Consider the following 19,774-nt stretch of genomic DNA (forward strand, 5'->3'; position numbering starts at 1 on the left):
CGTGAAGCGACTCACGAAGTTCGCCGGCGCCGGGGTGGTCACCACGGTGTCCGCGCTGGTGCTGAGCGGCTGCGGGTTCAGCGGCATCTACGACGTGCCGCTGCCCGGCGGCGCCGACCTCGGCAGCCACCCGTACACGGTGAAGGTGCAGTTCCAGGACGTGCTCGACCTCGTGCCGCAGGCCGGCGTGAAGGTGAACGAGGTGCCGGTCGGCCGCGTCGAGTCGATCGGGCTCACCCCGGACCACTGGCACGCCGAGGTGACCGTCGCGGTCAACGGCGACGTGAAGCTCCCGGCCAACGCGCTGGCGAACGTGAAGCAGTCGAGCCTGCTCGGCGAGAAGTACGTGGAGCTGTCCTCACCCGGTGACGGCGAGGCGCAGGGTCAGCTGGCGAACAACGCCACCATCCCGCTCGCCCGAACCGGCCGCGACGTCGAGGTGGAAGAGGTGCTCGGCGCGCTGTCACTGCTGCTCAACGGCGGTGGCGTCGCCCAGCTGAACACCATCACCAAGGAGCTGAACAACGCGACGGCCGGCAAGGAGCCGGACATCAAGGCGCTGCTGGACAACGCCAACGAGCTGGTGACCAACCTCGACGAGCAGTCGTCGAACATCACGCGCGCGCTCGACGGGCTGAACCGGCTGTCGATGACGCTCAGGGACCAGAAGGACAAGCTGGTCGGCGCCGTCGACAACCTCGGCCCCGGCCTCGGCGTGCTGGAGCAGCAGCGGGGCCAGCTCGTGACGATGCTGAACGCGCTGAACAACCTCTCCGGCGTCGCGACCGACACGGTGAACAAGAGCAAGGCGGACCTCGTGGCCGACCTCAAGGCCCTCACCCCGACGCTGCAGAAGCTCGGCGAGGCGGGCAACGACCTGCCGAAGGCGTTGCAGATCCTGCTGACCTTCCCGTTCAGCGACCAGGCCTACGACGACGTGAAGGGCGACTACTTCAACCTCTTCGCGAAGGTCGACCTGAACCTGAAGGACATCATCGACAACCTCGGCAACAGCAGGCAGAACCCGCTGTCGGGGATCCTCCCGGTGCCCGGCCTGACCGGCGGCGTCAGCGGCACGCCCGGCGACCAGGCGCCGCCGCTGCCGATCCCCGGCCAGACCGGCTCGGGTTCGCAGCAGCCGAACTCCGCCGGTGGCCAGGGTGGCGCGCAGCCTCCGCAGAGCGGCCTCTCCGGCCTCTTCGGCCTGCTTTCGGGAGGTGCGGGCTGATGTTGCTGCGCAAGACGAAGTTCCAGCTGGTGGCGTTCGCGATCATCTCGATCGTGGCGCTGGTGTACGCGCTGATCCGGTTCGCCGGGCTCGGCACGGTGTTCGGCAGCAGCGGCTACACGGTGAAACTCGAGCTCAACGAGTCGGGCGGCATCTTCACCAACGCCGAGGTGACCTACCGCGGGTTCAACATCGGGCGCGTCGGGCCGCTTCGGCTGACCCAGACCGGGCTCGAGGCGGACCTGGACATCGACCCGTCGGCCCCGCAGGTGCCCTCGAACCTCGCCGTGGTGGTGGCGAACCGGTCCGCGGTCGGCGAGCAGTACGTGGACCTGCAGCCGAAGGTGGACAGCGGCCCGTATCTGGCGTCGGGCTCGGTGATCCCGGCGGCGAAGACGTCCACCCCGGTCAGCACCGACCGGCTGCTCTCGGACCTCGACTCGCTCGCCGCGTCGGTGCCCACCGACTCGCTGCGCACCGTCGTCGACGAGTCCTACGACGCGTTCCGCGGCACCGGCGGCGACCTGCAGACGTTGCTGGACACCGCGCGCAGCTTCACCACCACGGCCCAGCAGTACCTGCCGCAGACCGTCAGCCTGCTGGACGCCGGCGGCCAGGTGCTGGACACGCAGAACCACGAGGCCGCCAACTTCGCCGACTTCTCGAAGAGCCTCAACGAGCTCACCGGCACGCTGAAGAACTCGGACCCGCAGCTGCGCAAGCTGATCGGCATCACGCCGCAGGTGGCGAGCCAGATCAGCCAGGTGATCACGGAGACCGGGCCCGGTCTGGGCGCGCTCGTGGCGAACCTGCTGACCACGGCGAACCTCACCGTGACCCGCCTGGACGGCATCGAGCAGGGCCTGGTGACCTACCCGGCGCTGGCGGCCGCGGGGCCCAGCGTCGCGCCCGGTGACGGCACGGCGCACCTCGGGCTGGTGATCAACCTGTTCAACCCGCCCTCGTGCACCAAGGGTTATCTGCCCTACAGCCAGTACCGCACCGGTGCGGACCTCGTGACGCGGCCGGCGGACGAGAACGCCTACTGCGCCGAGCCGAAGGGCAGCCCGATCAACGTCCGCGGGTCTCAGAACGCGCCGTACAACGGCGTCCCGGTCGCGCCGTCGCCGCAGGACGTGAGCAACAACGCCGGGCGGCCCGCGCAGGAGCTGCAGGACGAGCGCGACGCGCAGGTGCCGGGCGTTGCCGGGAGCCCGGGTGTCTCGTTGAACAGCCTGGGAGCGTTGCTCGGGCTCGGCTGACGTGGATTTGATGACCGTTACCTACTCTGGAGTGTTATGAGCACCAACCCAGCCACCACCGAGGAAGCCGAGGAAGAGGTGACCCCCTCGGCCTCGACGGCCGCCGCGTCCCCCCGGACGCTGCCGGGGTCGCCGCGCATCTGGCTGCTCGGCGCCGGCGCCTTCGCGCTCGCCGCGCTGGTGGTGGCGGTCGTGTTCGGCATCATGTGGTGGGTGGCGGCCACGGGCACCAACGCCGACCTGGCGAAGTCGCGCGACGACGTGGTCAAGCAGGGCACCGCCGCGGTGAAGGCCTACACCGAGGTCGACTACACCCACCTCGACGACTACTTCGCCAACCAGAAGGCCGTGTCGAACGACGACATGTCCAAGCAGATCGACGCGGCGCGGCCCAACTACTCGAAGGCGCTGACCGACCAGAAGGTGACGGTCAAGACCACCGTCCAGGACATCGCCGTCGAAGAGCTCGACGACCACGAGGGCAAGGCGAGCTTCCTGGCCGCGATCACCACGATGAACAGCGCGGGCGGCCAGACCGCTTCGAAGGCCATCCGCCTCGAGGTCTCGATGGTCCGCGTCGGAAGCGACTGGAAGCTGTCCGGCATCGACAACGTCCCCCTCGTCGCCGCCGGCCAGTAGCTTCACCCAGAACGGAGTCCCGTAGTGCCCCCCTCTCGCCGCCAGCCGCCCCGCAGCAGCACACCGCCGGCCCGCCGGCCGAAGGTGGCCGGGCTGCGCAAGCCGCCGAGCGCGGACGCGGCACCAGCGCCCGTCGAGTCGCCCGAGTCCCAGACTGAGGCTCGGCCTGAGTCCCAGCCCGAGCCTCGGCCTGAGTCCTCGGCCGCTTCGCCCTCGAAGCCCCGGCCGCGTCCGGTGCCCCGGCCCGGGCCGTTGACCAGCGCGGCCCCGTCGGCCGCCGAAACCACGCAGGAGATCCGGTTCCCCGGCGGCGGCATCAGCCGGTCGAAGGCGGTCACCGAGCCCGAGCCGGTCGAGGACACGACGGTCGAGCCTGAGCCGGCCGAGGTCGACGCGCTCACGGGCGAGGAGGTCAAGGAGGAGACGGCCGACGCCGCCGACGCTCCGGCCCGCCCCCGTCGCAAGCGCCGCGACGAGGGCACGGCGAAGCCGGTCGACCTGGACGAGGCGGAAGTCTCCGACGCTCCGGACGCCGGCGTCCCGGCGCCGCGCGCGGACCGTCGGATCGGCCAGACGCTGACCATCGGCCTGGTGATCGTCGGCCTGGTGCTGGCGGGTCTGGCGGTGTTCTTCAAGCTGCAGTACGACACCGCCGAGGGCGCCACGAGCAACACCGCGCTGCTGGACGTGGCGAAGACCGCGCAGGTCAAGGACCAGGTCTCCCAGGCGACCGAGTCCCTGTTCTCCTACGACTTCAACAACATCAAGAAGACCGAGGACGCCGCCAGCAACCTGCTGGCGAACGACGACGTCAAGGCGAAGTACAACTCGCTGATGGGCGAGGTGAAGCGCCTGGCGCCGCAGCAGAAAATGGTGGTGACCTGCAAGGTCACCCGCAGCGCCGTGATCATGCTCGACGGCGACCGCGCACGGGTCATGGTGTTCGTCGACCAGACCTCCACCCGCGCCGACACCAAGCAGACCACCGCCGGCAGCGCCCAGCTCCACGTCGACGCCCAGCTCCAGGGCAACACGTGGAAGATCACGGACCTCGACACGTACAAGGCGCCTCCGGCTCCGTCCGGCCAGGCTCCCGCTCCGTCGGGCCAGGCCCCGGCGTCGTCGGCCCCGGCCTCGCCGCCGCCTTCGAAGTAGGTTTCTCCTCCTGATGCCCCGTCCGGAATCGTCCGGGCGGGGCATCAGTCGTAGGAGCGGGTGCGGCGGCTGTAGGGCTGGGGCGCTCGGACACAGCTTCGGCTCAAAGAGCGCGAAGCTTCTCTCCGGCGGTTCGTGCCTGCGCCCGCAGCGCTTCCTCCTCGCGAGCGCGGTCGTCCGTTGGAGCATCCGGCGGCACGAAGTCGGTCTCGAATCGCTCGGCGTGGATCTCCCGGCCGACGAACCGGTCGATCAACCCGACGTAGCCGACCAGGTCGCTTCGAACTGCCCCGGAACTCATCTCACCCTCCACCAGCGATCCCCGCTCGACCGGCCCGTCCTGGGCGCTCACCCGTAGTTGTGGGTCACGCGCCGATACGGCTCCGGCAGCTCTGCCAGCCGCTCCGGCACGTCCAACCCCGTGAGGATCGCATCGTCCGAGAGCCGCTCCAGCATCCGCGCACTGAGGCGGACGACGTCGTCCATCTGCTCGTTGATCGCGTCGTGCTTGTAGGCCCGCGTCCAAGCTTTGCGCGCGGTCACGGCCCCGTCAGTGGTGATCAGTTCTGGCGTCACCGAGCCGTCGAACATTCCTGAAACGGCCCCGAGGCCGAGCACCTCGCGGGCGAACTCTTCCGGTGACAGCGCGGTCGCCAGATTGAAGCGGTAGTCCAGTGACATGCAGGCCCTCGATCAGTGGTCTTCTCTATGCCCGTTTTTCAGCAAACAGACCGCGAAGCCACCCGCAAAGCGTTCCGGTGCAAGGCATCCAGCCGGTCGACGACGATGGCCGACAGCTGGGCCGCCGTGACCTCCACGCGGCAGGTGATCCCCGGCCGCCGAACCCCGTCGGTGGCGACGAGTTGCCCCAGCAGCGAGGTGGTCAGCTGGTCGAGTTCGGCGCGGATCTCGTTCAGGTCCGGGCGTGTGGTGGGCGCCTCGTCCGGGTGCGCGGTCCAGCGGTCGAACAGGCCGCGCTGGACGACCTTGCTCGCGGCGATCTGGTCCTGGAAGAAGCTGACCGTGCGGTCCGGGTCGATGCCGAGGGTGGCGGCCCGTTCACGGACCTCGGCCAGCTCCTGCCGCTCGCGCACCGGGTCGTCGATGGGCTTGCCGGTGCCGAACTTCGCGGCCGCGACCTGGTCGCTCACCTGGAGCCGCTGGACCACCAGCTCGGTCAGCGGGCCCAGCCGGCCGGCGGCGTTGTCGGATGCGGCCATGGCCTTGGTGCCTCCGAGGGTGAGTACCGCAAGGACGACGGCGATGGTCGCGGAGAACCGCCGCACCGATTTCCGCACGGACACGAGTTTTCTCCTCCGGCTGCCGGTCACCCCAGGATCACGGGTGATCTTACCGGCGGCGGAAACGCGGGACCCCCGGAATTCCCGCCGGGTGGACACGAATTCGTGCCCAGATTCCTCCACAGTGGACTCCCGATGGGCTCAGAGGTCCATCCCGGCCTCGACCAGGTGGATGCTGTCCGTGGTCACCCGGTGATGCTGGGCCCAGCCGCCGACGACGTGGTTCCAGCTCGTCACCGAGAGTTCGTGCCCGGTCAGCTCGATGCCGAAACCGCCGTACTGGCCGGGGATCGGGAACCACAGGCGCGGCCGCGTCAGCTCGGTCAGCGGGCCCAGCTGCGGCAGCCGCAGCTCGTGGCGGACGACGAGTTCCGCGGACCGGCCCCGGATCAGCAGGTGGAGCTGCGCGCTGAGGCCGTCCAGGACGTCCTCCGGCACGTCGTGGCGCGGGGACGGCGCCAGCAGCTCCGCGGTCTCCCCGTGACCGCGCTCGGCGGCGACGTCGGTGGCGCGCTGGCCGTACAGCCCGGTCCGCAGCGTCCGCCACGCGCCAAGGTCCAGCAGTTCCTCGACGACGTCGCGAGGGGCGCCGTGCCACGCCGCCTGGTGCAGCGGCGAGTAACCCCGCCTGCTGCCCAGCCGCGAGGCGTTGACCAGGTGCGACGCCGTGTCCAGGGTCGTGAGCACCGTCGTCCAGTCGGCCGCCGAGGCGGCGTCGGCGAGCCGGTCGCGGACGGCCACGTCGCGTGGGTCGTGCCGGTCCCGGCTCGTCACGCCGTCCCACTCGGTCTGCTCCACGAAGCGACCGTAGCCCGGCGCCGTAGGGGCCGGGGCCGTGACGGAGAACACCGTTTGCGGGCCCCGTTCCGGCTGTCCGAAACGGCCGCCGCGGCCCGATTCCGCAGGTACCCGGGGGTAACCGGGATGATCATCCCGGTTGTCACCCTCCGCACCCCCTGTTCAACGCTGCGCCAACCGGCGGGACCCCCGTGTGGCATCTTGACTCTCGCGCGTCGTGGGTTCAGGCTTACTGCCAACGGCGACAGCCGGGGAACGCGAACCTTGCGGGAGGGGCGCGAAACCGGGTAAGCCGGAGGCATTGTCGGAAGTGTTGCTGGAAGCGTTGCGCAGCAGGCTGGGCCCCATCTGGAGTGCCCCCTGGACAGACCGCGACGCTCGGGCTAGACTGGCTCTTTGCGCTGCCCTCTTTCAGGCTGCCCGGAGCCGGTAGTTAGAGTAGTGGGCACACGGCACCCTTGACAGTCCGCGACAGCTGTTGCTATCGCGGCTGCTCACCGCTCATTGTCCCCGGAAGGACGCATCTTGGCAGTCTCTCCCGCGAACCAGGCCACTGCTGCGACCACCTCGGCTGTATCTCGCTCGGAGTCCACAGGTATCCCCGGCGCACCCAAGCGAGTCTCTTTCGCAAAGATTCGCGAGCCTCTGAACACCCCCAACCTGCTGGACGTGCAGCTTCAGTCGTTCCAGTGGTTCACCGGAGCCGAGGCGTGGTTCGAGCGCCGCGTCAACGAAGGTGAAGAAAGCCCGGTCGGCGGCCTGGAGGAGGTCCTCAACGAGATCTCCCCGATCGAGGACTTCTCCGGTTCCATGTCGCTGTCCTTCTCCGCCCCGCGCTTCGACGAGGTCAAGGCCTCGATCGAGGAGTGCAAGGACAAGGACATGACCTACGCGGCCCCGCTGTTCGTCACCGCGGAGTTCGTCAACAACAACACCGGCGAGATCAAGAGCCAGACGGTCTTCCTCGGCGACTTCCCGGTGATGACGGACAAGGGCACGTTCATCATCAACGGCACCGAGCGGGTCGTCGTGTCCCAGCTGGTGCGTTCTCCGGGCGTGTACTTCGACAGCAGTGTCGACAAGACGACCGACAAGGACGTCTTCAGCGTGCGCGTGATCCCGAGCCGCGGTGCGTGGCTCGAGTTCGACGTCGACAAGCGCGACACCGTCGGCGTCCGCATCGACCGCAAGCGCCGCCAGCCGGTCACCGTGCTGCTGAAGGCGCTCGGCTGGACCACCGAGGCGATCCGCGAGCGCTTCTCGTTCTCCGAGACGCTGCTCGCCACCCTCGAGAAGGACCACACGGCCGGCACCGACGAGGCGCTGCTCGACATCTACCGCAAGCTGCGCCCGGGCGAGCCCCCCACCAAGGAGAGCGCGCAGACGCTGCTGGAGAACCTGTTCTTCAAGCCGAAGCGCTACGACCTGGCCAAGGTCGGCCGGTACAAGGTCAACAAGAAGCTCGGCCTGACCACCCCGTACGACACGGGCACGCTGACCGAAGAGGACATCGTCAGCGCCATCGAGTACCTGGTCCGGCTGCACGCCGGCGAGGACAAGATGACCAGCGTGAACGACGTCGAGGTGCCGGTCGAGACCGACGACATCGACCACTTCGGCAACCGTCGCCTGCGCACGGTCGGCGAGCTGATCCAGAACCAGATCCGGGTCGGCCTCTCCCGTACCGAGCGCGTCGTGCGTGAGCGCATGACCACGCAGGACGTCGAGGCGATCACGCCGCAGACCCTGATCAACATCCGCCCGATCGGCGCGGCGATCAAGGAGTTCTTCGGCACCTCGCAGCTGTCGCAGTTCATGGACCAGAACAACCCGCTGTCGGGCCTGACGCACAAGCGGCGTCTGTCGGCGCTCGGCCCCGGTGGTCTGTCCCGTGAGCGCGCCGGCATGGAGGTCCGTGACGTCCACCCGTCGCACTACGGCCGCATGTGCCCGATCGAGACGCCGGAAGGCCCGAACATCGGCCTGATCGGCTCGCTCTGCTCGTACGCGCGGGTCAACCCGTTCGGCTTCATCGAGACGCCGTACCGCAAGGTCGTCGAGGGCCGGGTCACCGACCAGGTCGACTACCTGACCGCGGACGAAGAGGACCGCTTCGTCAAGGCGCAGGCCAACGCGCCGCTGACCGAGGACAGCCACTTCGTCGAGAACAAGGTCCTTGGTCGCCGTAAGGGCGGCGAGGTCGAGCTGATCGACCCGCTCGACATCGACTACATGGACGTCTCGCCGCGGCAGATGGTCTCCGTCGCGACGGCGATGATCCCGTTCCTCGAGCACGACGACGCGAACCGCGCGCTGATGGGCGCGAACATGCAGCGTCAGGCGGTGCCGCTGCTGCGCAACCAGGCGCCGTACGTGGGCACCGGCGTGGAGCTGCGCGCCGCGGTCGACGCCGGCGACGTGCTCGTGGCCGAGCAGGCCGGCGTGGTCGAGGAGCTGTCCGCGGACATCATCACGATCATGCACGACGACGGCACGCGGAAGAGCTACGGACTGTACAAGTTCCGCCGCTCCAACCACGGCACCTGCTTCAACCACCGCCCGATCGTCAACGAGGGCGACCGGGTGGAGCAGGGGCAGGTCATCGCCGACGGCCCGTCCACCGAGAACGGTGAGATGGCGCTGGGCAAGAACCTGCTCGTGGCGGTCATGCCGTGGGAGGGCCACAACTACGAGGACGCGATCATCCTCTCCGAGCGCCTGGTGCAGGACGACGTGCTCACGTCGATCCACATCGAGGAGCACGAGATCGACGCCCGCGACACCAAGCTGGGCGCCGAGGAGATCACCCGGGACATCCCGAACGTCTCCGAGGAGGTGCTCGCCGACCTCGACGAGCGCGGCATCATCCGCATCGGCGCCGAGGTCCGCGACGGCGACATCCTGGTCGGCAAGGTCACGCCCAAGGGCGAGACCGAGCTGACCCCGGAAGAGCGCCTGCTCCGCGCGATCTTCGGCGAGAAGGCCCGCGAAGTCCGCGACACCTCGCTGAAGGTGCCGCACGGCGAGACCGGCAAGGTCATCGGCATCCGCGTGTTCTCGCGCGAGGACGACGACGAGCTGCCCCCGGGCGTCAACGAGCTGGTCCGCGTCTACGTGGCCCAGAAGCGCAAGATCCAGCCGGGCGACAAGCTCGCCGGCCGGCACGGCAACAAGGGTGTCATCGGCAAGATCCTGCCGGTCGAGGACATGCCGTTCATGGAGGACGGCACCCCGGTCGACATCATCCTGAACACCCACGGTGTGCCGCGACGGATGAACATCGGCCAGATCCTCGAGCTGCACCTCGGCTGGCTGGCCTCGCAGGGCTGGACGATCGAGGGCGACCCGAGCTGGGCCGCGAACCTCAACGAGGAGCTCTACGACGTCGCGCCGAACACGAACACCGCCACCCCGGTGTTCGACGGCGCGAAGGAAGAGGAGCTCACCGGGCTGCTCGGCTCGACCAAGCCGAACCGCGACGGCGAGCGCATGGTCAAGGAGAACGGCAAGGCCACGCTGCTCGACGGCCGCTCCGGCGAGCCGTACCCGTACCCGGTGTCGGTCGGCTACATGTACATCCTGAAGCTGCACCACCTGGTCGACGACAAGATCCACGCCCGCTCCACCGGCCCGTACTCGATGATCACGCAGCAGCCGCTGGGTGGTAAGGCGCAGTTCGGTGGCCAGCGCTTCGGTGAGATGGAGTGCTGGGCGATGCAGGCGTACGGCGCTGCCTACACGCTGCAGGAGCTGCTGACGATCAAGTCGGACGACGTGGTCGGCCGCGTCAAGGTGTACGAGGCGATCGTCAAGGGGGAGAACATCCCCGAGCCGGGCATCCCGGAGTCGTTCAAGGTGCTCCTCAAGGAGCTCCAGTCGCTGTGCCTGAACGTCGAGGTGCTCTCCAGCGACGGTGCGGCGATCGAGATGCGCGACTCCGACGACGAGGACCTCGAGCGCGCCGCGGCGAACCTCGGCATCAACCTGTCCCGCAACGAGTCGCCCTCGGTGGACGACGTCGTGCACTGATCGCGAGCTGAGGCGGGGCCTGCCTCCCGTGGGCCCCGCCTCGCCCGCCAATCCCTACTGTCGATACAACCCCAAGGGGATGCAAAGACGTGCTGGACGTCAATTTCTTCGATGAGCTCCGCATCGGCCTCGCCACCGCCGACGACATCCGTCAGTGGTCCTTCGGCGAGGTCAAGAAGCCGGAGACCATCAACTACCGCACGCTCAAGCCCGAGAAGGACGGCCTCTTCTGCGAGAAGATCTTCGGCCCGACCCGGGACTGGGAGTGCTACTGCGGCAAGTACAAGCGGGTCCGCTTCAAGGGCATCATCTGTGAGCGCTGCGGCGTCGAGGTGACTCGCGCCAAGGTGCGCCGTGAGCGGATGGGCCACATCGAGCTGGCCGCTCCGGTCACCCACATCTGGTACTTCAAGGGTGTTCCGTCCCGTCTGGGCTACCTGCTGGACCTGGCGCCCAAGGACCTCGAGAAGATCATCTACTTCGCTGCTTACGTCATCACCGGCGTGAACACCGAACTGCGCCACACCGACCTGCCGACCCTCGAGAACGAGATCGGCGTCGAGCGCAAGAACCTCGAGACCAAGCGTGACTCGGACATCGAGGCCCGCGCGCAGAAGCTGGAAGCCGACCTGGCCGAGCTGGAGGCGGAGGGCGCCAAGTCCGACGTGCGCCGCAAGGTCAAGGAGGGCGGCGAGCGTGAGATGCGCCAGCTGCGCGACCGCGCCGGCCGCGAGCTGGACCGCCTCGAGGAGGTCTGGACGACCTTCACGAAGCTGGACACCCGCCAGCTGATCGCCGACGAGCTGCTCTACCGCGAGCTGGTCGACCGCTACGGCGAGTACTTCACCGGCGGCATGGGCGCGGAGGCCATCCAGAAGCTGGCCACCGAGTTCGACGTCGCGGCGGAGGCCGACAACCTGCGCGACACCATCCGCAACGGCAAGGGGCAGAAGAAGCTCCGCGCGCTGAAGCGGCTCAAGGTCGTCGCCGCGTTCCAGGCGACCGGCAACGACCCGCGCGGCATGGTGCTCGACGCCGTCCCGGTCATCCCGCCGGACCTGCGCCCGATGGTGCAGCTCGACGGTGGCCGGTTCGCCACGTCGGACCTGAACGACCTGTACCGCCGCGTGATCAACCGCAACAACCGCCTCAAGCGGCTGATCGACCTCGGCGCGCCCGAGATCATCGTCAACAACGAGAAGCGGATGCTGCAGGAGGCCGTCGACGCGCTGTTCGACAACGGCCGCCGCGGCCGCCCGGTGACCGGTCCCGGTAACCGCCCGCTGAAGTCGCTGTCCGACCTGCTCAAGGGCAAGCAGGGCCGGTTCCGCCAGAACCTGCTCGGCAAGCGCGTGGACTACTCGGGCCGTTCGGTCATCATCGTCGGCCCGCAGCTGAAGCTGCACCAGTGCGGTCTGCCGAAGGACATGGCGCTCGAGCTGTTCAAGCCGTTCGTGATGAAGCGGCTGGTCGACCTGAACCACGCGCAGAACATCAAGTCCGCCAAGCGGATGGTGGAGCGCTCGCGCCCGCAGGTGTGGGACGTGCTCGAAGAGGTCATCACCGGCCACCCGGTGATGCTGAACCGGGCGCCGACCCTGCACCGCCTGGGCATCCAGGCCTTCGAGCCGCAGCTGGTCGAGGGCAAGGCCATCCAGCTGCACCCGCTGGTCTGCGAGGCGTTCAACGCGGACTTCGACGGTGACCAGATGGCGGTGCACCTGCCGCTGTCGGCCGAGGCGCAGGCCGAGGCCCGGATCCTGATGCTGTCGGCGAACAACATCCTGTCGCCGGCGTCGGGCCGTCCGCTCGCCATGCCGCGACTGGACATGGTGACCGGCCTGTACCACCTGACCCGGCTGAACGAGAAGGCCGACGGCGCGGGCGGCGCGTACTCCTCGCCGGCCGAGGCCATCATGGCCTACGACCTCAAGGCGCTGAGCCTGCACGCCCCGATCAAGATCCGCGTGTCCGACCGTCAGCCGGCGAAGGCCGACGAGGCGCGGCTCGCGGAGAAGGGCTGGGAGCCGGGCAAGGTCTGGCTGGCCGAGACCACCCTGGGCCGCGTGCTGTTCAACGAGCTGCTGCCGGCGGACTACCCGTTCATCAACGAGCCGATGCCGAAGAAGCGTCAGGCCGCGATCGTGAACGACCTCGCCGAGCGGTACTCGATGACGCAGGTCGCGCAGACCCTGGACCGGCTGAAGGACGCCGGCTTCTACTGGGCGACGCGCTCCGGCGTCACGGTGGCCATCTCGGACGTGCTGACCCCGGTCGGCAAGAAGGCCATCCTCGACGAGTACGAGGGCAAGGCCGACCAGGTCGAGAAGCGGTACCAGCGTGGTCAGCTGTCGCACACCGAGCGCAACAACGAGCTCGTCAAGGTGTGGACGCAGGCCACCGAAGAGGTCCACAAGATCATGGAGACGGCGCTGCCGGACGACAACCCGATCGCGATCATCGTGAAGTCGGGTGCGGCGGGCAACATGACGCAGGTCCGGTCGCTGGCCGGTATGCGTGGCCTGGTGTCGAACCCGAAGGGCGAGTACATCCCGCGTCCGATCAAGGCCAACTTCCGTGAAGGCCTGTCGGTGGCGGAGTACTTCATCGCGACGCACGGTGCCCGTAAGGGCCTGGCGGACACCGCCCTGCGGACCGCCGACTCGGGTTACCTGACCCGTCGTCTGGTGGACGTCTCGCAGGACGTCATCGTCCGCGAGGTCGACTGCGGCACCACCCGCGGCATCAACATGCCGATCGGCGAGGACATCGACGGCAAGGTCGCGCGCGACCAGCACGTCGAGACCAGTGTGTACGCGCGGAACCTCGCGACGGACGCGGTGGACGCCAAGGGCAACGTCGTGCTCAACGCCGGTGACGACGTCGGCGACCCGGCGCTGGACAAGCTCATCTCCAGCGGCATCACCAAGGTCAAGGTGCGCTCCGTGCTCACCTGCGAGTCGGCGGTCGGCGTGTGCGCGACCTGCTACGGCCGTTCGATGGCGACGGGCGAGCTCGTCGATGTCGGCGAGGCCGTCGGCATCGTCGCGGCCCAGTCGATCGGTGAGCCGGGCACGCAGCTGACGATGCGTACGTTCCACCAGGGTGGTGTCGCCGGTGACGACATCACGACCGGTCTGCCCCGTGTCACCGAGCTGTTCGAGGCCCGGGTGCCGAAGGGCAAGGCGCCGATCGCCGACGTCGACGGCCGCGTGCGGATCGAGGAGAGCGAGCGGTTCTGGAAGATCACCCTGATCCCGGACGACGGGTCGGAGGAGATCGTCTTCGACAAGCTGTCCAAGCGGCAGCGGCTCGCCAACACCCCGAACGGCCCGCTGGGCGACGGCGACCACGTGCTGGTCGGCCAGCAGCTGCTCGAGGGCACGCCGGACCCGCACGAGGTCCTGCGGGTCATGGGGCCGCGCGAGGCGCAGATGCACCTCGTGGACGAGGTGCAGAAGGTGTACCGCGCCCAGGGTGTGTCGATCCACGACAAGCACATCGAGGTCATCGTGCGGCAGATGCTCCGCCGCGTGACGATCATCGACTCCGGTGCCACGGACTTCCTGCCGGGCGAGCTGCCCGAGCGGACCAAGTTCGAGGCGTGGAACCGTTCGACGGTTTCCGAGGGCGGCGAGCCGGCTTCGGGTCGTCCGGTGCTGATGGGGATCACGAAGGCGTCGCTCACCACGGACTCGTGGCTGTCGGCGGCGTCGTTCCAGGAGACCACTCGCGTGCTGACCGACGCGGCCATCAACGGCCGCTCGGACAAGCTCGTGGGCCTCAAGGAGAACGTGATCATCGGTAAGCTGATCCCGGCCGGTACGGGCATCAACCGCTACCGGAACATCCAGGTGCAGCCGACCGAGGAGGCGCGGGTCGCCGCTTACGCGATCCCGTCCTACGACGACGGCTACTACACCCCGGACGTGTTCGGTTCGGGCACCGGTGCCGCGGTTCCGCTGGACGACTACGACTTCGGTCGCGACTTCCGCTGATCCGCTAGCTGACGAGAAGAGCCCCCATCCCGGGGGCGGATTCTCGGGGTCCTCGCAACACCTGATGGTCTAGATGGCTGTCAGTAGATCACGCAGACGCTCGGCTGGGGTTTTCCAGCCGAGCGTTTTGCGTGGGCGGCGGTTGAGTTTCTGGGCGACGTGCTCGAGGTCTTCGGATCCGTAGACGCTCAGGTCGGTGCCCTTGGGGAAGTACTGCCGCAGCAGGCCGTTGGTGTTCTCGTTCGATCCGCGTTGCCAGGGCGAGTGCGGGTCGCAGAAGTAGACCGGTACTCCGGTGGTCACGGTGAACTGCTTGTGTGCGGCCATTTCGCAGCCTTGGTCCCAGGTCAGCGAGCCGCGTAGGTGTTCGGGCAGGGACCCGATCAACGGCACGAGCACATCGCGGACTTCCTCGGCGGTGTGTCCGCCGGGCAGGTGCCCGAGCAGGACGTAGCGGGTGGAGCGCTCGACCAGGGTCACGATCGCGCTGTCGCTGCGGGTGCCGACGATCAGGTCACCTTCCCAGTGGCCGGGCACGGCTCGGTCCTCGATCTCGGCGGGACGGTCGGAGATCATCACCATCTCGTCGACGAACCGCTGAGTGCGCTGATCAGGACGCCGGTGGGGCTTGCGCCTGGTGCGCCCAGTGCGCAGCGCCGTAGCGACCTCGCGCCGCAGCCCGCCACGGGCCTGGACATAGATCGCCTGGTAGATCGTCTCCGTACTCACCCGTATGCTCTCGTCGTCCGGGAACTCGGTCACCAGAGCGTGGCAGATCTGCTCAGGCGACCACTCCTCCCGCAGCTTGCTGGTGACGTAGTCCCGCAGCGGTCCGTCGTGAGCCAGCTTGGATGCCTTGTGCCGCACACGGCTCTTCGCCCACGCCCGCTGGGCCCGGTATGGCCGGTAGACGCCTCCCACGGCGTAAGCGTCGATCTCACGCTTGATCGTGGACGCAGGCCGGCCCAGTTCGCGCCCGATCGCCCGCAGCGAAGCGCCCTGACGGTGCAGGTCGGCGATCGTCTCGCGCTCGACCAGGGTCAGGAACCGGGGATGCAGCCCGGCCTCCAAGGACCTCACCGTGGGCGGCTGCGTCGCCGTGACCATCGTGGTCACGCCCGTCCGGTAGTCCACCTTGCGCCCGCCGGGATAGACGCGGGTCGGGCCAATTGATCGCACCCCGTGATCCCAGTCCTGCGCCGTGCGCACGTTGACCCCGACACGCCGGGCGGCCTCCTTACGGCTGACCCCTTCTCCGCGCAGCCGGTCGTACTCCCCACGACCGGGGTGACCACCCTGGCTGGTGCTCCCACGCCCTCGAAGGCCAGCCCGCCGGACCCACCCGAAGGCCGTGTTCAGGTTCACCCCGACCGCCCGCGACGCGACCGAGACGTTGCCGTCCTCCCGCTCCAGCGCCTCGAAGAACCTCTTCCGCAACTCCGGTGACAGCACGATCCCCGCAACTCCCTGAAATCCAGGGTGTTGCGGGGATCGCTAGAATCCGCCGGGTCCGCCGGGGTGGGGGCTCTTTCGTGGGCCCGGCTAGGGTGAGCCCATGCTGCGACAAGGTGTAACCAGGTCGATCGGGATCGCGGCGCGACCGGCGGACGTGGTGGCGTTCGTCGCGGACCCGGAGACGATTCCGCGTTACGCGCCGGGGTTCGCGAAGTCCGTGACGCCGTCCGGAGGAGCGTGGGTGGCGGAGACCAGCCGCGGCACGCTTCAGCTTTCGCCGGTGGTCGCGGCCGCCGCGGGGACCGTGGACTTCCACCTGACGGCCGGGGACGGCTCGGTCACCGTGGCCCACAGCCGCACGTTCGCGAACGGCGACGGCGCCGAGTTCGTCTTCACGCTGTTGCTGCTGCCGGAGTCCGCGCCGGCGGACGCCGTTGCCGAGCAGGGGCTGGTCCTCGAGGGTGATCTGGCGCGGTTGAAGGAGCTGCTGGAGGCGCACTGAGCTGCGAATATAGGCTCAGATGAACGGACCGTAGTCGGGCCGTTGTCGGCACTTGTACGGTCTCCGGGACCGCCCGCCGATTCGTAGATTCTCCCCGTGGCTGACGCGGTGCCCTTCACGGACAACTTCTCCGACCTCTCCAACACCCAGGGGTACCAGTTCGAGTTCCGCTGCGAGCGGTGCGGCAACGGGTTCCGTTCCGCCTTCCAGCGCGACACCGCCGAAACCGGTCGCAGCGTGCTGCGGGCCGTGGGGTCGTTCTTCGGTGGGAAGCTGCAGGACCTGAGCTACTCGGCCGACCAGTGGCGCTACAACCAGGCCACCAACTCCGCCGCCAAGGACAAGGCGCTCACGGCCGCCGTCCAGGAGATCACGCCGAGCTTCCGGCAGTGCCGCGGCTGCAGCGACTGGATGTGCTCGGACCAGTGCTGGAACGAGGAGATCGGCCAGTGCCTGCGGTGCTCGCCGAGCGTCGCCGAGGAGGTGTCGCGCGCGCAGGCGTCGGCGCAGCGCGACCAGATCTGGGACAAGGCGCGCACGAAGGACTGGACCCAGGACGTCGACCTCGACACCCGCGCCAAGCTCACCTGCCCCAGCTGCGGGGTCAAGGCCGACGGCGGCAAGTTCTGCGCCTCCTGCGGCGGTTCCCTCGCCCCGGTCGTGCACTGCACGGAGTGCGGCAGCCAGTCCAAGGTGGGCGCGATGTTCTGCGGGGACTGCGGCACCCGGCTCTGACGCCTCAGCCGACGGGCGTGGCCCGCTTTTGCTTGCGCAGCTTGCGAATGCGGCGCGGCGGCCGCGGCCGGTAGGTCGCCTTCGCCAGACCGGCGCCGAGGACCAGGGGGATCAGGCCGTACAAGAGGGTGATCACCGACGCGCGGTTGTTCTCGAGCACGGGGTGCCACCACAGCGGGCCGATCGAGACGTCGATGACCTCGTCCTTGTCGGGCAGCGTGCCGTACCAGTCGGTGGTGACCTCGTGCGTGGTGCCGCCGAGTTCGTACGTGCCGTGGACGCGGGGAGCACTGTCGGCGCAGCTGCTGTTGCGCCGGCAGGTGGTGTCGACGTGGCCCTCGAAGGATTCGATCACCGACAGCCGCGCCTCGGGAGCCAGGCCGCTGAGGGCCGTCACCGAGTTGGCGATCGGCAGCAGGCCGCCGACCAGCAGGCCCAGTGCGATCAGCGAGCGCATGGTCAGCGAAACCGACGTCACCGGCTGCCGGTCCGCGGCCTCGCGGCGGCGGTTCACCGGCGTGCGCAGGAGGCCACCGCGCTTGCCGAACCAGGCGGTGTAACCCGTATCGGAGCCGGCGGCCACCGAGCTGAACGCCGGATCGCCGCCCCACACCTCCCACACCGGGGCCGGCACGGCCGCGGCCAGGATGGCGAGCCGGCGGGAGTTGCCGAACATCCGGTCCTCGGTCAGCCCGCCCGAATCGGTGGTCCACAACGCGTCCCCGTGGAACGCGACCTGGTGCACGCGGAACCAGAGGCCGCCCATGATCAGCGCGCGGACCTCTTCGGTGAGCACGGCCGCGGCGAACTCCGGGTCGGAAGTGGTGACGGAGAACCGGCGGTCGAACTCGGCGTCGACCTCGAAATCGTCCAACGCCGTGTCGGGCCTCAGCCAGCCGAACCCGTTGCGGGTGATCCGGGCGTCTTCCAGCGGGGTGAAGTGCTCCGGCTCGAACGCCCCGGTCCTCGGCGAGATCACCAGCGCCGGTACGACCGGGATCCGCAGCTCGACCACGGCGTAAATCGAGTCGATCTGCTCGGCCACCTTGGCCAGCTCGGCGAACCCCTCCTCGCCGGGCGGGCTGGTCGAGTACTCGATGCCCAGCAGCCGGTGACCCTGGTGCTCGAACTCGACCGCGGTGCGCCGGGGCCCGGGATCCGGGTGGTCGAGGGCCACGCCGCGCCCGCGATGGGGCAGGACCCCGAACGTCGGTTCCGCGACCGCGTCGAGGCGGCCGGCCCAGGTCCGTTGCCGCCAGCCCCGCCAGGCCACCAGCGCCGCGAAGGCCAGCGGGAAGACGAACCACAGCAGCTGCGGCACAGAGCTGCCGGTGCCGGCCGAAAGCCAGTACAGCGACGTCTCGGAAAACGCGATCCCGCAGAGCGCGTAACCGACAGCGGCCGCGACCGCGTTGCGCTTCTCGAGCCAGTTTGCCAGCCACAGCAAGGCAAACCCCGCCGCGTAACCGCCGACGACGAACCAGGGGCCGAGCAGGTCGTCCATTTACCGGTCCATATCGAGGTTCTCGCGGGTCTCCTGGTCAGACTCGCCGTTGTCCGCCTTGCCCGCGGCGTACACGTCCTTGGTGGTTTCGTACATCTTGCTCGCGCCGTCGAGCACGGCCTTGCCGGCGTAGGCCGAGCCCTTGCTGAGCACGTCGTCGGGGTTGAAGCCGGCGACCGCCTTGAACGCTTCCTTCGGGGCGCCCTTGAGCGTCTCCAGCGCCACGTCGCCGGTCGCCTTCAGCCGGAAGCCGACGCCTTCGGACTTGCCGAGCATGCCGGAGATCGCCTTCTCCTCGCCGGGCATGATCCGGGTCCCGCCCGCGGTGAGCTTCGAACCCTGCTTGACCAGGTCGTCGGTCCACTTCAACAGGAAGCCCATGAACTTGTCGAGCAGCTTGCCCAGCTTCCCGAGGTGGGCGGTGATCTTGCCGAACACGCTCGCGGCCTTCGCGACCGACGCGGCCATCGCGCCGGCGACCGACGAACCGAGGCTCACGATGGAGGCGGCGAGCGCGGGCAGCCAGAGGTAGATCAGCCAGCTGACCAGCTCGGTGATGATGGCCTTGATGACCTCTTCGATCACGGTCATGACCATCGACCACATCTGCAGCGTCTCGGCGACCGACGCCGAGCTGGAGCCGATGCCCTTGATGCCCTGGGCGAAATCGCCGAGCGCCTTCTTGGCCGCCTCCCCGCCGTTGCCCTCCCAGCCCTTGAGCGCCTCGTCGCCGGCCTGGACGAAGTCGTCGGCCAGGCTGACGAAGCCCGCGCCGATCGTGCCGAAGTTGCCGGCCGCGTCCTTCAGCGCGGGGCCGTCGCCGGTCACGAAGTGCAGGGCGTCCTGCATCGGCTGGACCAGCTCCAGGAGCATGTTCAGGCCGTTGCTGACCAGCCAGCCGACCGGGTCGAGCGCGAAGCTCGCCATGTCCATGCCGGCCCCGGCGACGAAGCCGGCGCCGTCCTTGAGCAGGTCGCCGCTGGCCAGCGCGACGTCTCCGGCGCTGTCGGCCCCGCTGAAGTTCTTGTAGGCGCTGGTGACAGTGCCGATCCCCTTGCCGACGATCGGCGCCTTCTTGGCCGCCTCCATGGCGTCGTGGCCGAAGCTGTTGTCTTCCCGCGTCAGCTTGATGCCGTCGGCGACGCTCTTCTCGCTCATGCTTCCCCCT

The 19,774-nt window shown here is 68.8% G+C and carries 15 protein-coding genes; 8 read left to right on the plus strand and 7 right to left on the minus strand.

The window, feature by feature from the left end; translation table 11 throughout:
- The first annotated feature begins 1 nt into the window (after position 1).
- From OG943_RS40420 to OG943_RS40435, 4 genes are all read left to right on the plus strand, one after another.
- A complete protein-coding gene (locus OG943_RS40420; protein ID WP_328606170.1) occupies positions 2 to 1,228 on the plus strand; it encodes an MCE family protein in 1,227 nt (408 codons plus the stop codon).
- Positions 1,228 to 2,490, plus strand: a complete 1,263-nt coding sequence (locus tag OG943_RS40425; protein WP_328606171.1) for an MlaD family protein — start codon at positions 1,228 to 1,230, stop codon at positions 2,488 to 2,490. Before OG943_RS40420 ends, OG943_RS40425 begins: the two co-directional genes overlap by 1 nt.
- Before the next feature lie 36 nt (positions 2,491 to 2,526).
- Complete coding sequence (locus OG943_RS40430) at positions 2,527 to 3,129, plus strand: hypothetical protein (protein WP_328606172.1); 603 nt, start codon at positions 2,527 to 2,529, stop codon at positions 3,127 to 3,129.
- A 252-nt stretch (positions 3,130 to 3,381) separates the two neighbouring features.
- Positions 3,382 to 4,284, plus strand: coding sequence for a hypothetical protein (locus tag OG943_RS40435; RefSeq protein ID WP_328606173.1), 903 nt, complete (start codon positions 3,382 to 3,384; stop codon positions 4,282 to 4,284).
- 103 nt (positions 4,285 to 4,387) lie between these two features.
- On the opposite strand, the gene OG943_RS40440 is transcribed toward OG943_RS40435, so the two are convergent.
- From OG943_RS40440 to OG943_RS40455, 4 genes are all read right to left on the minus strand, one after another.
- Entirely contained in the window at positions 4,388 to 4,636 is a 249-nt protein-coding gene (locus OG943_RS40440; RefSeq protein WP_328606174.1) for a hypothetical protein, read from the minus strand.
- Complete coding sequence (locus OG943_RS40445) at positions 4,633 to 4,965, minus strand: hypothetical protein (protein ID WP_328606175.1); 333 nt, start codon at positions 4,963 to 4,965, stop codon at positions 4,633 to 4,635. Before OG943_RS40445 ends, OG943_RS40440 begins: the two co-directional genes overlap by 4 nt.
- A gap of 38 nt (positions 4,966 to 5,003) precedes the next feature.
- On the minus strand, positions 5,004 to 5,588 hold the full coding sequence (locus OG943_RS40450) for a chorismate mutase (protein ID WP_328606176.1): 585 nt from the start codon (positions 5,586 to 5,588) through the stop codon (positions 5,004 to 5,006).
- A 138-nt stretch (positions 5,589 to 5,726) separates the two neighbouring features.
- Positions 5,727 to 6,383: a hypothetical protein gene (locus OG943_RS40455; RefSeq protein WP_328606177.1), complete on the minus strand. Its 657-nt coding sequence runs from the start codon at positions 6,381 to 6,383 to the stop codon at positions 5,727 to 5,729.
- A gap of 525 nt (positions 6,384 to 6,908) precedes the next feature.
- On the opposite strand from OG943_RS40455, the gene rpoB reads away from it, so the two are divergent.
- Together rpoB and OG943_RS40465 are read left to right on the plus strand one after the other, a co-directional pair.
- On the plus strand, positions 6,909 to 10,412 hold the full coding sequence (gene rpoB, locus OG943_RS40460; RefSeq protein WP_328606178.1) for a DNA-directed RNA polymerase subunit beta: 3,504 nt from the start codon (positions 6,909 to 6,911) through the stop codon (positions 10,410 to 10,412).
- A gap of 89 nt (positions 10,413 to 10,501) precedes the next feature.
- Positions 10,502 to 14,410, plus strand: coding sequence for a DNA-directed RNA polymerase subunit beta' (locus tag OG943_RS40465; protein ID WP_328606179.1), 3,909 nt, complete (start codon positions 10,502 to 10,504; stop codon positions 14,408 to 14,410).
- A 69-nt stretch (positions 14,411 to 14,479) separates the two neighbouring features.
- Here OG943_RS40465 and OG943_RS40470 read toward each other — a convergent pair whose 3' ends face one another.
- Entirely contained in the window at positions 14,480 to 15,673 is a 1,194-nt protein-coding gene (locus OG943_RS40470) for an IS30 family transposase (RefSeq protein ID WP_442874837.1), read from the minus strand.
- A 292-nt stretch (positions 15,674 to 15,965) separates the two neighbouring features.
- Here OG943_RS40470 and OG943_RS40475 point away from each other — a divergent pair, with 292 nt between their 5' ends.
- Entirely contained in the window at positions 15,966 to 16,367 is a 402-nt protein-coding gene (locus tag OG943_RS40475; protein WP_328606180.1) for an SRPBCC family protein, read from the plus strand.
- 96 nt (positions 16,368 to 16,463) lie between these two features.
- Positions 16,464 to 17,102, plus strand: a complete 639-nt coding sequence (locus OG943_RS40480) for a zinc ribbon domain-containing protein (RefSeq protein WP_328606181.1) — start codon at positions 16,464 to 16,466, stop codon at positions 17,100 to 17,102.
- Between the two features lie 4 nt (positions 17,103 to 17,106).
- Here the strand turns inward: OG943_RS40480 and OG943_RS40485 are convergent, their stop codons facing one another.
- Both OG943_RS40485 and OG943_RS40490 read right to left on the minus strand, forming a co-directional pair.
- Positions 17,107 to 18,606 carry a hypothetical protein gene (locus OG943_RS40485; protein WP_328606182.1) on the minus strand — a complete coding sequence of 500 codons (1,500 nt, stop codon included), beginning with the start codon at positions 18,604 to 18,606 and terminating at the stop codon, positions 17,107 to 17,109.
- Positions 18,607 to 19,764 carry a hypothetical protein gene (locus OG943_RS40490; RefSeq protein ID WP_328606183.1) on the minus strand — a complete coding sequence of 386 codons (1,158 nt, stop codon included), beginning with the start codon at positions 19,762 to 19,764 and terminating at the stop codon, positions 18,607 to 18,609.
- Positions 19,765 to 19,774: the final 10 nt, after the last annotated feature.

Origin of the sequence: Amycolatopsis sp. NBC_00345 (assembly GCF_036116635.1) — a bacterium.
GTDB lineage: Bacteria > Actinomycetota > Actinomycetes > Mycobacteriales > Pseudonocardiaceae > Amycolatopsis.

What these genes read in the sequence shown, in the direction of transcription:
- OG943_RS40425 (WP_328606171.1), top strand. Translation starts at nt 1,228, where the DNA reads ATGTTGCTGCGCAAGACGAAGTTCCAGCTGGTGGCGTTCGCGATCATC.
- OG943_RS40430 (WP_328606172.1), top strand. Translation starts at nt 2,527, where the DNA reads ATGAGCACCAACCCAGCCACCACCGAGGAAGCCGAGGAAGAGGTGACC.
- OG943_RS40445 (WP_328606175.1), bottom strand. Translation starts at nt 4,965, where the DNA reads ATGTCACTGGACTACCGCTTCAATCTGGCGACCGCGCTGTCACCGGAA.
- OG943_RS40475 (WP_328606180.1), top strand. Translation starts at nt 15,966, where the DNA reads ATGCTGCGACAAGGTGTAACCAGGTCGATCGGGATCGCGGCGCGACCG.
- OG943_RS40485 (WP_328606182.1), bottom strand. Translation starts at nt 18,606, where the DNA reads ATGGACGACCTGCTCGGCCCCTGGTTCGTCGTCGGCGGTTACGCGGCG.
- OG943_RS40490 (WP_328606183.1), bottom strand. Translation starts at nt 19,764, where the DNA reads ATGAGCGAGAAGAGCGTCGCCGACGGCATCAAGCTGACGCGGGAAGAC.